The following is a 13312-nucleotide window of genomic DNA, read 5'->3' on the forward strand; positions in this document are numbered from 1 at the left end:
ACCTCCTTTGGTATTCTGTTTACATTTGTCTGGCTTTTTGTCGGTCAAATTTTGGTCGCCGGTCGATAAGCGGCTACTCGGCCAACGAGGTAGATCATGCGAGTTGTCCTGCTGGCACTGTATTGCGTTACAGCCTTGTGCTGGTCGTCTCTCTCCCTGGCAGATGATCGACCGAATCTGGTCGTGATCGTGGCCGACGACTTGGGCTACGGCGAAACAGGCATGATGGGCAACCGGGAAATCCCTACGCCCCACATCGATGCCTTGGCCGACGAGGGCATCCGTTGCACCAACGGTTACGTGACGTCGTCCTACTGCAGCCCCTCGCGCGCCGGAATCATGACCGGTCGCTATCAATCGCGGTTCGGATACGACATCAACCCGACCGGCAAACGGAATCTGATTCCGGGCATGGGACTGCCGGAGACGGAAACGACGTTCGTCAAGAAGCTCGGTGCTGCCGGGTACCGGACCGGATTGGTCGGCAAGTGGCATCTGGGGGCGACCGAGCCACTGCATCCGCTGCGGCGCGGGTTTGATTCGTTTTACGGTTTTTTGCACGAGGGGCACTTCTATGTTCCCGGATCACTCGCCGGGGGCGTCCCGCACGAGAACGTATTGACGATGGTTCGCGACACGACGCTGGAGTCGGGGGAACGCGTTCGCAGCGGAAATCTGATCCGCGGCAATTACGCCCGAATGAGTGAGCCGCTTTATGACCAGGACAATCCGATCTTGCGCGGAACCGAAGTCATCGAAGAGACACGCTACCTGACCGACGCGATCACGGACGAAGCGGTGGCGTTCATCGGCCAGCACCACGCGGATCCGTTTTGCTTGATGGTGTGCTACAACGCGGTCCACAGTCCGATGCAGGCGACGTTGGAAGACAGCCGCGCACTGCGGCGGATCGCCGATGTCCAGCGTCGCATCTTTGCCGGCATGTTGGTCGCGCTCGATCGCGGCGTGGGTGCGATCACCGAAGCCATCGATGAACATCGACTGCGGCGAAATACCCTGGTCGTGTTTCTCAGCGACAACGGGGGGCCGACGGCCGAATTGACCAGCAGCAATGCACCACTGCGCGACGGAAAGGGTTCGCTGTACGAAGGCGGCATTCGCGTCCCGATGGTCTGGAGTTTTCCGGGGCGATTGCCGGCAGGCGTCTCCGAGCCGCGACCGGTGGTCAGTCTGGATATCGCGGCCACGGCGCTGGATCTGGCCGGTTTGCCCGCCGACGATCAAGCCGACGGCATCAGTCTTTTTCGCTGGATCGACAACCCGATCGCGACCAGTCATCAACATCTGTTCTGGCGGATGCCCGGCGGAAAGCAGGCCTTGCGGAGCGGCGATTGGAAAATCGTTCGGCCGAAAAAGGGTCAGCCGTTCGAGCTGTATCATCTGAAGATCGATCCGTCGGAGGAACGTGATCTGGCCAGCTCGCAAACGGAAAAGCTGCGTGAGCTGATCAACCGTTGGCAGGCGTTTGATTCGCAGATGGCACCGATGAGTCCTTGAAGGATCGAAGACACGTTCGGAGAGTCGCCGTGTTCTCCGAACTCGGCGTGTGCGAAAAAAGCGAAGCTTTGCTCCGCGCCGACCTCGGAGAGGACGGCGACTGTCTGGCGAGCGTAGCTACGCCAAAGTCCCTGCAGGGGCGTTTGCCCGACGAGTGGGCGAACGCGCAATCGCTCTTGCGACCGCGGATGGATTCTGCGAGTTTCACGGTCGTTTCTGACCCGATTTCAGTGTATGGAGACCGAAACCGTGACCCGCCTTTGCCTCGCCGTCGCATTTGTCGTCGCCGCCAATGTCCCGTTCGCCATCGCCGCCGATGGAGAAACCGAAAAATACCTGCTGCGTTACTCGCTTGCCGGTGGGCAAAAACTGAGCTACGAGGTCACGCATGTGGCCAAGACCAAGACTCGGCTGAAGGGTGACGAAGAGATCTCACAGGTGCACACCGTCAGCAATCGGCATTGGGACGTGGTCGGCGTCGAAGGCGAGGAAATGACGTTCAATCACGTCGTCGATTCCGTCGAAATGACTCAGCAGCAGGGCGACAAAGACGAGATCCGGTGGTCCAGCCGATCCGGTGAAGAGCCTCCGCGAGTGTTTTCCAAGGTCGCCGAGCAGATCGGCAAGACACTCTCGACCGTGACGATCAATCCCCGCGGTCAGGAAACCGATCGTGAAGACAACGGCGGCAGCAAGGCCTCGCTGGGTATGGGATCGCTGTCGCTGGCGCTACCCGAAGACGCGATCGCGATCGGTGATTCGTGGTCGATCCCTCGTGAGATCAAAACGCGGACCGAAGACGGGCTGGTCAAGCCGATCAAGATCCGCGAGCTGTACACGTTGGAGAAAGTGAAATCCGGCGTCGCAACGCTCTCGGTCCGCAGCGAACCGTTGACGCCGATCGACGAAGAAGCCGTCCGCGCCCAGGTCGTCCAGCAACTCAGCAACGGCACGATCAAGTTCGATCTGGATGCCGGCCACATGATCAGCAAGGAACTCAACTGGGATGAGACCGTGGTCGGGTTTCAGGGCCCCAACAGCATGATGGAGTACCGGGCACGGATGACCGAACAACTGATCGACAGCGTCGTGCGGACCGCACGCCGGCCGTAGTGTCGGTCTAAGCCTGACGGTTTCGCTTCGATCCGCCGCAGCGCAGTTGGCGGCTTGTTGATTTATCCCAATGCAGGGCTCCTATGCTAGCCCGACGCGTGAGCGAGGGGCCACGCGGCGCCCCCCGCTCACGCGTCGGGCTGGCATTATAGCGTCGATCTCGCAGCGCTGGCCAAATCAACAAGCCGTTGACGAGTTCCGCTAGACGTCCAGGTTGCGGACGTCTAGGGCGTGCTTTTCGATGAATTCGCGTCGCGGTTCGACTTTGTCGCCCATCAACAGGCGGAACATTTCGTCTGCCGCGCCGGCGTCTTTCATGTTGACTTTGACCAGCGTCCGGTTGGCCGGATCGAGCGTGGTTTCGCGAAGTTCTTCGGCGTTCATTTCGCCCAGCCCTTTAAAGCGTGTCACTTGCAGTCCCTTTTCACCGGCCGCTCTGACTTCGGGCAGTAGTTCGCGGAGATCGGCCATCGGCCGGCGGACGTCTTCGCCGCGGACCAATTCGAATCGGGGTGTTGTCATCCCGGTTCGGTCGGCGGGAATCAGGTCTTCCAGTGAGAACACCAATTCGGCCAGTTCCTTGAGTCCGCTGTTGATCGTCCGCACTTCGTGCAGTTCGGCCAGGTGGGCGAGCGATTTAGCCGGTTCGGCGTCTTCGGCTGGCGTCGCCGCGGCCTCGCCGTCGGCCGCTTCGGTTTCGCCCGTTTCGCCTTCCTGTTCGGCGGCCGCCTCGTCATCGAGAACCAGGTTGTGCTCGTTGAGATGCGTTTCGACTTCGTCGGTGCTGTGGAACCAGTGTTCTTCGTTGCCGTAGGTCAGCAGCCAGGAGGGCAGTTTGTTGGTGACCGGATCGATGCGTTCGGCGTGGGCGCGGAGGCTGACGCCGCGTCGCTCGAGTGCCAGGATCGCGTCTTCCATCGAGGCCAGAGAACTACACAGCTTTCGCATGTCGTCGCCTTCGACCCGTCGTCCGTCTTCGGCTTCAAAGACGGTGTCTTTGAGGCCGCGTTCGAGCAGCTGGCTCTTCATCTCTTCATCGGTCTGGACGTAGTAGCGGTTGCGGCCGTGGGTGACACGGAACAACGGCGGCTGGGCGACGTAGACGTGGCCGTCGGCGACCAGCTGGTACATTTGGCGATAGAAGAAGCACAGCAACAGGGTGCGGATGTGGCTGCCGTCGACGTCGGCGTCGGTCATGACGACAATTTTGTTGTAGCGGCGTTTGGAGATGTCTTGGTCGCCGCCGATGCCGGTTCCGATCGCCTGGATCATCGAACGCACTTCTTCGTTGGCCAGCACCTTGTCTTCGCGGCTTTTGTAGGCGTTGATGATCTTACCGCGCAGCGGCAGGATGGCTTGGAAGTCGCGCATCCGCCCGCCTTCGGCCGATCCGCCTGCCGAGTCACCTTCGACCAGGTACAGTTCGCAGCGTTCCATTTGTTTGCTGATGCAATCCCGGAGCTTACCGGGCAGCCCGCCGCCGCCGAGGGCATCTTTTCGTTTGCGGAGCAGGTCCTTGGCCTTGCGGGCCGCCTCGCGGGCTTCGGAGGCGAGCAATCCTTTGCGGACGATCGACTTGGCGACGCGCGGGTTTTCTTCCAGGTATTTTGCCAGCTGTTCGCCGACGCCGCCGCTGACGATGCCTTCGACTTCACTGTTGCCGAGTTTGGTTTTCGTTTGGCCTTCGAACTGCGGATGCGGCACGCGCACGCTGATCACCGCGGTGATGCCTTCGCGGATATCGTCTCCGCCCAGGGTGGCGTTTTTGAGCAGGTTTTCTTTCTTGCCGTAGTTGTTCAGCGTCCGTGTCAGTGCCGATCGAAATCCGGACACGTGCGTTCCGCCTTCGATGGTGTGAATGTTGTTGACGTAGGACTGAACGTTCTCGGTGTACTCGGTGCTGTACTGGAGTGCGATTTCGTACTGGCAGCCGTCTTTTTCGCCGACGATGGAAATCACATCGCTGTGCAGCGGATCGCTGGCGCGGTTGAGGTGCTCGACGAACTCGGTGATCCCGCGTTCGTATTTGAAGTCACCGCCTTCGCCGTTGCGCTCGTCCAGGAACGTGATTCGCACGCCGCTGTTGAGGAATGCGAGTTCTTGGAGTCGTTTGTAGAGGGTGTCGAAGCTGTATTTCGTGACCGAGAAGATCTGCGCATCGGCCTTGAACGTGGTACGGGTTCCGGTCTTGCTGGTCGTGCGCCCTTTCTTAACCGGTCCGGTGGCGACACCGCGTTCGTACTCTTGGCTCCAGGTGAACCCGTCTCGGCTGACTTCGGCTTCGGCCCACTGGCTGAGGAAGTTGACGACGGTGACGCCGACGCCGTGCAGACCGCCGGAGGTTTGGTAGGCGCCTTTTTCGAACTTGCCGCCGAATTTGAGCACCGTCATCACGCCTTCGAGCGTACTGACTTCGCGGTCCAGTTCGGCCGAAAGTTCTTGGTGCTTGGTCACCGGGATGCCGCGTCCGTCGTCTTCGACCGTCACGCTGCCGTCGGTGTGGACGATCACGGACACCTTGCTGGCGAATCCCGCCATCGCTTCATCGATCGAATTGTCGACGACTTCATAGACCAAGTGGTGCAAGCCGCGTGTCGACGTGTCACCGATGTACATCCCCGGTCGCTTGCGGACGTGATCCAAGTCCGAAAGGTGTTTCAGGTCTTCGTCGGTGTATTTCTGGTTCGCGGCAGGCATCGAGGAGGCCGGAACATTGGGACTCGCTGCATCGGAGCCGGTTTCCTGGGAGGCCGCTTCCTGCGATTCGGGGGCGTCGGATTCCGGGAGATCTGAAGAGGGGGCGTCGCTCATTGAGACCTGAAACGGGGCATAAAAGTAGGCCGCATTTCGAGGGATGTTTCCCAATCCTGGTCATCCCAGAACCGCCTGCGGCAGAATGCGGAATTCTAACATTCTCGGCCGACTTTCGCGAGGCGTCCGGGGTGCCGACAGGGCGTTTGTTGGGGAGTGTCTGTGCAGTCGCTGGTTGCACAGGCCGGGCGGTTTTTGAGCTCTGGGATATCAGTCGGTTTTGCGATTCGTTCGCGCTGGCGGGGAGCTTTTTTTCTTGAGCTAGGGCGGCTGGGATAGAGGTCAGGGGGCAGGGGGGGATCGAAAAGGCCCACGGATGGCAGCGCGAACCCACGGATGCATGCGGTCGGGGATCCGTGGGTTCGCGCTGCCATCCGTGGGCATTGATCGTCCGTATGGTTTGGGGTGGCTGGGGAAGGTTGTCTTGGCTCGGATTCACTCAAGCGTCGCGAATCGAACCTCCCCTCGCTACGCTCGGCCCTCCCTTCCAGGGAGGGTGTTCGTCTTGACTTGATGCCTCTGCCCCTCGCATCGCTCGCCCGTAGGCTCGCGCCAAACGGCTGATAATCGTTTGACATCAGCCGGTTCGCGCCCGCGCGAGCGGCCTTAACTTTTCGGTATAGTCCACTATCCCGCCGGCGGCCCTTCGATCGCGTCCAACAGTGGCAATTCATCGGCGGCGGGGTCGCACATGCCTTCCTTGAAGTGTCGGCGACAGACCGACACGTAACGTTCATTGCCCCCGATTTGAATTTGCCGGCCGTCCTTGATCGGATGCCCCGAATCATCGATTCTCAGCACCATCGTCGCCTTGCGTCCGCAATGGCAAATGGTCTTGATTTCGGTCAGTGTGTCGGCCCAAGCCAACAAAACCTCGCTGCCGGTGAACAAGTTGCCTTGGAAATCGGTCCTTAGTCCGTACGCCATCACGGGGATGTCCAGGTCGTCACAGACGTCGCTGAGCTGTTTGACTTGCCGAGCGGTCAAGAATTGGGCTTCGTCGACCAGCACGCAATGCAGCGTTTCGGTTTGATGGCGGTGACGTACCATTGACAACAAATTGTCGGCCAGGTCGAACGTGACGGCGTCGGCGGCCAGTCCGATCCGGCTGGTGACTTTGCCGGCCTGGTCGCGGGTGTCGATCTCCGGCAGCAAGATCAGCGTCTTCATCCCACGTTCGTGATAGTTGTAGCTGCACTGCAGCAACGTCGTGGATTTCCCCGCGTTCATCGTGGAGTAGTAGAAATACAGTTTTGCCATCTGCCGTCGCCACTTATTTTTCGGCCAAGACTTACGCCCGGTCCGTCAATCCTTAGAATTTCGCTCTGCCCGCGTCTGAGACGTATCCCCCCACAACACACCTATTTGCTCGACCTCCAATGCCGCGTTACAACCCAGCCGATCTTGAGCCGCGATGGCAAGCTTATTGGGAAGAACATAAGACGTTCGCCACGCCCGAGAAACCGGGCCCCAAAAAACGCTACATCTTGGACATGTTCCCCTACCCCAGCGGCGACGGACTGCACGTCGGCCACCCGGAGGGTTACACGGCGACGGACATTGTTTGCCGCTACGCCCGACTGTGTGGCGAAAGCGTGTTGCACCCGATGGGATTCGATGCGTTCGGATTGCCTGCCGAAGAGCACGCGATCAAAACCGGCGAACACCCGCGGATCCAGACCCAACGCAATATCGATAACTTCACGCGGCAGCTGAAGATGCTCGGTTTCAGCTACGACTGGGACCGCGTGCTGGCGACCACCGACGAAGACTACTTCCGCTGGACGCAGTACATTTTCTTGGTCCTGTTCGATACCTGGTTTGACTACGAGACGCAAAAGGGCCGCCCGATCGCCGAGCTGCCGATTCCCGAGGACGTTCAATCGCAAGGCGAGTCGGCCGTCGCCGACTACGTCGACGCCCAACGGTTGGCGTACCTGGACGACGCCTTGGTCAATTGGTGCCCCCAGCTGGGGACCGTGCTGGCCAACGAAGAAGTCATCGACGGCAAGAGCGAACGCGGCGGACACCCCGTCAAACGGATTCCGCTGCGTCAGTGGATGCTGCGGATCACCGACTACGCCGAACGATTGCTCGACGGGCTTGAGGACCTGGACTGGCCGGCGGGGATCAAGAAGCTGCAATCGGATTGGATCGGGCGAAGCACCGGCGCGGAAGTCGACTTTTACATCGGCGATCAAGCATCGTTTGACGCTTGGAAGGCGAGTCGGGCGGGGGCGCCGCTGCCGGCCAGCCCCGGTGAGGACGCGCTGCGCGTCTACACGACGCGTCCCGACACGCTGTTCGGCGCGACCTACATGGTCGTTTCGCCCGAGCACCCGATGCTGGATCGGTTGACCGGCGCGGAGCAGTCGGACGCTGTCAAAGCGTATTGCGAGAAGGCGTCCTTCAAATCCGATCGCGAACGGACCGAAGGAGATCGTGAAAAAACGGGTGTGTTCACCGGCAGCTATGCGATCAACCCCGTCAACGGAACTCCGATCCCCGTGTGGGTCGCCGATTATGTCTTGGCCGGCTATGGAACCGGCGCGATCATGGCCGTACCGGCGCACGACGAACGCGACTTTGAATTCGCGGTCAAATACGAGTTGCCGGTCATTGCCGTCGTCGATCCGCCCGCGGACGCCGAAGACCGCGATGACATCCTGGCCGGGAAAGCGTGTTATGTCGCGGTCGGAAATGCGATCAACAGTGGCCCGATGGACGGTAAGCCGACCGAAGAGGTCAAGCGGCAAATCACCGAGTCGCTCGCGTCGGACGGGCTCGGCATGGCCGCGGTCAATTACAAATTGCGCGACTGGTTGTTCAGCCGGCAACGTTTCTGGGGCGAGCCCTTTCCGATCCTTCACGAAGTCGATGAGGACGGCACACCGACCGGGCGGATGCGTGGCGTCGATCCCGCAGAGTTGCCCGTTCGATTGCCCGAGCTGGAGGATTTCAAACCGCACGGAAAACCCGAGCCGCCGCTGGGCAAGGCCGGTGACGATTGGTTGTACGTCCAGATCGACGGCAAGCGTTATCGTCGCGAAACCAATACCATGCCGCAGTGGGCCGGGTCGTGCTGGTACTACCTCCGTTACATCGATCCCAAAAACGACCAGGCATTGGTGGATCCGCAAAAGCAAGCAGAGTGGATGCCGGTCGACTTGTACGTCGGTGGTGCCGAGCATGCGGTGTTGCACTTGCTGTACTCGCGGTTCTGGCACAAGGTGCTGTTCGATCGTGGCCACGTGACGACGCCCGAACCGTTCGTCCGTTTGGTCAACCAAGGCATGATCTTGGGCGACGTCGAGTACACGGCGTTCTTCGACGACGACGGGCAACCGGTGTCGGCCGGTGAAGTTCGCAAAGGTCCCGATGGCGGCCGGCAATCCAAGGACGGACGCGCGGTCACGGCAAAAACCGTCCCGGAAGAGGACGTGCAAAAGAAGGGCGAAGGATTTGTGCTGAAGGTCGATCCGAAGATCAAGGTCGACAGCCGTGCCCACAAGATGTCCAAGGCACGCGGCAACGTGATCAATCCCGATGTCGTCGTCAGCGAGTACGGCGCCGACTCGTTGCGGTTGTACGAGATGTTCATGGGGCCGTTGGAAGCGACCAAGCCCTGGTCGATGGCCGGTGTCGGCGGCGTCCGCAATTTCTTGGATCGCGTCTGGCGGATGATCGTGGACGATCAAGAAGAGGAGTTGGTGTTGCAGCCCGCGCTGACCGAGGAGCCGTGCGATGAAGAGCAAAACCGGATGCTGCACGCGACGATCAAAAAGGTCACCGAAGACACCGACGCGATGAGCTTTAATACCGCGATCGCACGGATGATGGAATTCACGAATTACTTCACGCGTGCCGAAAAACGACCGATCGACGCGATGAAGTCGTTCCTGATTCTGTTGTCACCTTACGCACCGCACCTGTGCGAAGAACTCTGGAAGATCCTGGGACAGGAGGGCGTGATCGCGCATCAGAGCTGGCCGCAGTGGGATGAATCGGCGTTGGTGCAAAGCTCGATCGAAGTGCCGGTGCAGTTCAACGGCAAGGTCAAGTCCAAGATTCACGTGCCGCCGGATGCCAAGCCCGATCAGATGATCGAAGCGGCATTGTCGGACCAGCGGGTGCAATCGATGTTGGAAGGCAAAAACGTCGTCAAGAAGATCGCCGTCCCCGGCCGCTTGGTGAACCTGGTGGTGAAGTAGCGGCCGGTTGCTGCACTGCCGTGCGGCGATCCGTTGAAAGTCAGCCCGCTGTGCGGGGTCTCCGTTGATGCAAATCAGGTAAGAAGATTTTTGGGGTAAGAAGATTATGGAATCCCGATCCCTTCGATGGAGCTAGTTTCCTACCTCTCCCCGCTGCCCTGTCTCGTCGGTGGGAGTCAGGAGAGATGCGGGGCAGAATGATGCGGGGCAGAATGATGCGGGGCAGAATGATGCGGGGCAGAATGATGCGGGGCAGAATGATGCGGGGCAGAATGATGCGGGGCAGAATGATGCGGGGCAGAATGATGCGGGGCAGAATGATGCGGGGCAGAATGATGCGGGGCAGAATGATGCGGGGCAGAATGATGCGGTCCGCGCAGGCTCTCGCGCAAGGGCTGATCATGCCAAGGAGGAAGAGAACCGACGCCTTCAACGCCTCCGGCTGAAAGACGGGGGAGGAGTGGTGCGGCAATATTTTTCCCCGGGCGGAGCCTGGGCTGCGAAAAATCGTTCGATTCGTTCGCGTTTTCGTTCGTAGGGTTTTTGCGTTTTCGATCCCGCTGAACCCTGTTGGGGTCAGCCGTTTGGTGCCAGCCTACGGGCCTCCATCGACGTTGTAAGGCCCGAACGCTTGCGCGAATCGGCTGATGTCAACCGTGTTTCGTCGCCCGATGGCTGCTGTGAGTCGACCATCCATCGCGGAATGATCTCGCTTGAATTCTGAATCGCCGCAGAATCCAAATTTCACGCAGCCCAGGCGAAAACCTGGGCACGACGGACCGATCGGCTGTCGGCTAGGCGACCAGACGCAGGTTTTCGGCTTCTTGTGTTTTGGCCGCGCAGATGCCTTCGATGAATTCTTCGAAGATGCGGACGTCCAGTGCCGAGGCGGCGGCGCATTCGGGGTGGAACTGGGTGCCGATCGCGAACCAGTCCATCATTTCGCTTTCGATCGCTTCGATCACACCGTCGGGGCAACGGGCGGTCACGCGGAAACCCGGTGCGACTTCGTCGATCGCCATGTGGTGGCGGCTGCTGACGCGGATCTCGCCGTCACCGAACACGCGGCCGACCAGTGAATCGCTTTCGACTTCCAGCGTGTGGCGGTGGTTGGGGTCGTGGGGGTCCTGGTGCGGAACCGCCATCGGCAGGTCTTCTTTGATGTGCAGGAACAGATTTCCGCCCTGCTGGATGTTCAGCAATTGCATGCCCGCTCCGATCGCCAGCAGCGGGATGCGACGCTCGGCGATTTCGGCGACCAGCAAGCGGTCGCTGGTTTCGCGAACCGGGTCCATCGGGCGAACGCTCGAATGCAGCATGAAGCCGTCGTTGCGCGGGTCCAGGTCGGCGCCGCCGATCATCATGAAGCCTTCGACATGATCCAAAACACGGGCGATCGAATCCGCATCGTCCATCGGCGGCACGACCACCGGGATCCCGCCGGCGGAGAGGATCGATTGGAAGTAACCCGACGCCAAATAAGCGAACCCGGGTTTGCTGCGGTCGGCAGCTTTGAAGTCACAATTGATACCAATGATCGGCTTGCTAACCAAAGCTTCGCTTGACATCCGACGTTTCCTCATAAAAGTCGCAAAATGCAAGAATGGATACGCAGCAGCATGCTGCGTGTTTGAAAATGCGCGGTCACCTCGAATGACGGCCCAGAACCAAAATGCAGTCTCGCTGGCGGTGCAGCGGGCAATGCGATTGGTGCAGCGGGGCAGAATGAGAAGCGATAGAACGCAGCAGCAAGCCGGTCGCGAACGGACCGAAGTTGCCATACCGAACGGGCGAGTCGGGTCCAGACTGTTGGACTCGATGAAAAGAAGTGCAACAAGAATCCATCTTGGAATCCCATTTTGATCATCCTTGAATCAGGACCGCCCCGACTGTTCGGCTCTGTGTTAAGAGACCGACGAGTGTTTCGCTGGTCTCTCCGAGCGATCGGAAAAGTAGCGGGTGTTTTCACCTGATCCAAACATTCCCCACATCTTGTGCAAATCGACATCTGCTAGCACGACAGGCAGTGCTAGCAAAGCGTTTTTTTGCTGTCAAAACCGGGTGAGAGGGGGCTTTTGGCGGTGCGGCGCGGCGTGATTCGGCAATCGTTGGTGTTTAGCCTTGAGGCGATTCCGGGTCGCTGCGACGCAGTGACAGTGGGCTAAAGACAGTGGGCTAAAGCCTGCTTGGTTTTCGGGTAGTGGACGAGGCGAGGAGTCCAATCGGATTGCGAACCGTGTGGACTCCTCGCGTCGTCCACTACCGATGCCCCCAATCTTAGGGCGAGACGCCGTACTAGCGAAAAATGGCGGATCCGTCGACAATCAGGCGTTTAGAGTCGCCATTCCCCGGCGAATCCGGCCGTCAAACCGCCGAAAGTCGGGGCGGCCTCCGCTACGGCTGCGACGTCGGTCATGATGTCGCTCTCGGATCAAATCCCTTCATCCAGACAGGAACACCCGCGTGAAATTCGAAAACGTTCGGCTGGCGGCGATCGGAGCGTTGGTCCCCGACGAGGTCTGGTCGAGCGATGAAATCGAGCATCGGTTGGAGCCGCTTTATCAGCGGTTGAAACTGCCCGAGGGCCGTTTGGAGCTGATGTCGGGGATCTCCCAGCGCCGTGTCTGGCCGGTGGGGACTGTCCCCAGCGGTCCGAGTATCGAAGCGGGCAAGCAGGCACTGGCCGCCGCGGGATTACCGGCGGATTCGATCGGCTGTTTGATACATGCCAGCGTGTGTCGCGATTTTCTGGAACCGGCGACGGCATCCCGCGTGCACCACGGCATCGGCCTGTCGTCAAATTGCTGGGTTTACGATGTGTCCAACGCCTGTCTGGGGCTGATCAACGGTGCGATTCAGATCGCGATGATGATCCAAAGCGGTGCGATCGACGCGGGGATTGTCGTCGGCACCGAGAACAGCCGGATGTTGCTGGAGTCGACGATCCAGGCCCTTAACGGCGACACGACGCTACGTCGCAAGGACATCAAGGGCGCGTTCGCGTCGTTGACGATCGGGTCGGGCAGCTGTGCGTGGTTGCTGGCCCATGAGCGGTTGGCGCCCGAGGCGACTTGCATCGACGTAGGGATCGCCGAAGCCCGCACTCGGTTCCACGACTTGTGCGTCAGCGACAGCGATTCGGCGGGGGCGTCGATGCAGCCGTTGATGGAAACGGATTCGGAACAGCTGATGGCCGAGGGGATCGCGACGGGGGTCGCGGCGTTTGAGAAGTTGCTGGCCGAAAGCGGCTGGACTCGCGACGCGATCGACCGAACGGTTTGTCACCAGGTCGGCACGCGTCATCGCGTGGCGATGTTGCAGTCGATGGGGTTGTCGACCGAGCGGGACAGCGTTTCGTTCCCGCAGTTGGGCAACACGGGGTCGGTGGCATTGCCCTTGACGGTCGCTTCGGCGGCCGACCAGGGTGATCTGTCCGGGGGGGATCGCGTGGCGATGTTGGGGATCGGTTCGGGGATCAACAGCGTGATGCTTGCAGCCCGCTGGGGACAGACCCCGGTGGCGGGGAACATCAAAGCGATTCAAAATGCCCCGTTGGCCTTGAAAATCCCGAGCTGAGCGGCGACACTCTGCCGCTTTCCCAAAACCGACGCGCGACCGCCCTCGGAGAATCGTCTCTCGGAGTGAATTTCGCGGATCGC

General features: G+C 60.2%; 7 protein-coding genes. 4 read left to right on the forward strand and 3 right to left on the reverse strand.

The window, feature by feature from the left end:
- Positions 1-96 precede the first annotated feature (96 nt).
- Both Mal15_RS25030 and Mal15_RS25035 read left to right on the forward strand, forming a co-directional pair.
- Positions 97-1518, forward strand: coding sequence for a sulfatase-like hydrolase/transferase (locus Mal15_RS25030; RefSeq protein ID WP_147870250.1), 1422 nt, complete (start codon positions 97-99; stop codon positions 1516-1518).
- 249 nt (positions 1519-1767) lie between these two features.
- Positions 1768-2631, forward strand: coding sequence for a hypothetical protein (locus tag Mal15_RS25035; protein WP_147870251.1), 864 nt, complete (start codon positions 1768-1770; stop codon positions 2629-2631).
- Between the two features lie 201 nt (positions 2632-2832).
- Here Mal15_RS25035 and Mal15_RS25040 read toward each other — a convergent pair whose 3' ends face one another.
- Positions 2833-5442 (reverse strand): DNA gyrase subunit B, encoded by a 2610-nt coding sequence (locus Mal15_RS25040; protein ID WP_147872493.1) that lies wholly within the window; start codon positions 5440-5442, stop codon positions 2833-2835.
- A gap of 627 nt (positions 5443-6069) precedes the next feature.
- Positions 6070-6702, reverse strand: coding sequence for a thymidine kinase (locus Mal15_RS25045; RefSeq protein ID WP_147870252.1), 633 nt, complete (start codon positions 6700-6702; stop codon positions 6070-6072).
- A gap of 119 nt (positions 6703-6821) precedes the next feature.
- Here Mal15_RS25045 and leuS point away from each other — a divergent pair, with 119 nt between their 5' ends.
- A complete protein-coding gene (gene leuS / locus Mal15_RS25050) occupies positions 6822-9653 on the forward strand; it encodes a leucine--tRNA ligase (RefSeq protein ID WP_147870253.1) in 2832 nt (943 codons plus the stop codon).
- A 794-nt stretch (positions 9654-10447) separates the two neighbouring features.
- Here leuS and Mal15_RS25055 read toward each other — a convergent pair.
- The gene (locus Mal15_RS25055; RefSeq protein ID WP_233903013.1) at positions 10448-11221 is read right to left on the reverse strand and encodes a gamma-glutamyl-gamma-aminobutyrate hydrolase family protein; all 774 of its coding nucleotides are present in this window, start codon (positions 11219-11221) and stop codon (positions 10448-10450) included.
- Between the two features lie 895 nt (positions 11222-12116).
- Between Mal15_RS25055 and Mal15_RS25060 the strand changes: the two genes are divergently transcribed.
- A complete protein-coding gene (locus Mal15_RS25060; RefSeq protein WP_147870254.1) occupies positions 12117-13229 on the forward strand; it encodes a 3-oxoacyl-ACP synthase III in 1113 nt (370 codons plus the stop codon).
- The last annotated feature ends 83 nt before the right edge of the window (positions 13230-13312 follow it).

Origin of the sequence: Stieleria maiorica, assembly GCF_008035925.1 — a bacterium.
GTDB classification, from domain to species: Bacteria; Planctomycetota; Planctomycetia; order Pirellulales; family Pirellulaceae; genus Stieleria; species Stieleria maiorica.

Coding starts and splice junctions, on each gene's coding strand:
- Mal15_RS25030 (WP_147870250.1), top strand. CDS start 97: ATGCGAGTTGTCCTGCTGGCACTGTATTGCGTTACAGCCTTGTGCTGG.
- Mal15_RS25040 (WP_147872493.1), bottom strand. CDS start 5,442: ATGAGCGACGCCCCCTCTTCAGATCTCCCGGAATCCGACGCCCCCGAA.
- Mal15_RS25045 (WP_147870252.1), bottom strand. CDS start 6,702: ATGGCAAAACTGTATTTCTACTACTCCACGATGAACGCGGGGAAATCC.
- leuS (WP_147870253.1), top strand. CDS start 6,822: ATGCCGCGTTACAACCCAGCCGATCTTGAGCCGCGATGGCAAGCTTAT.
- Mal15_RS25055 (WP_233903013.1), bottom strand. CDS start 11,221: ATGTCAAGCGAAGCTTTGGTTAGCAAGCCGATCATTGGTATCAATTGT.